At 50.1% G+C, this 497-nt stretch carries 1 protein-coding gene; it reads right to left on the reverse strand.

Annotated elements, in window-relative coordinates:
- Window positions 1-497 (reverse strand): IS3 family transposase (locus JQ46_RS11100; RefSeq protein ID WP_155271117.1); only part of this gene is annotated, 497 nt, incomplete at both ends.

A 497-nucleotide genomic window follows, 5' to 3' on the forward strand; every position in this document is an offset into this window, starting at 1 on the left:
TCCATTGCCGGCTTTTCGGTTGCGATTGCTGCGTATAAAGTTTCTTCTGCTAACTCCATGGTGGGATGAACACTTGTTTTTGCTGCCACGACCTTCCCGTCAAAACAGTCGATGATGGCAGACAGATACACGCGACCTTGGTTAGTAGCGAAAACACTGATGTCAGTCAGCCACAACCGATTTGGATGCTCAGCATGAAAATTGCGGTTCACCAGGTTAGGTGGTGCGGGAGAAATTTCCCCTTGATAGCTGGAGTAACGCCACTTTCGTTTCGGGAACCAGGGACGAATTCCCTCTTCGTGCATGAGACGGCGGACGACCTTCTCACTGATAACGATCCCTCGATGACGCAGTTCCCACCAAAGTCGGCGATAGCCGTAGGTGTTATTCGACTCAGAACTAATCTCATGAAGCATTTCGCGGATATGCGCGTGCTTATCCGGAGCAAATCGCTGTTGGAGTTGGTAGTAGAAGCTTGATGCCGCAAGATCAATAGC

It is taken from the genome of Corynebacterium jeikeium, from assembly GCF_000738175.1.
GTDB lineage: Bacteria > Actinomycetota > Actinomycetes > Mycobacteriales > Mycobacteriaceae > Corynebacterium > Corynebacterium jeikeium_C.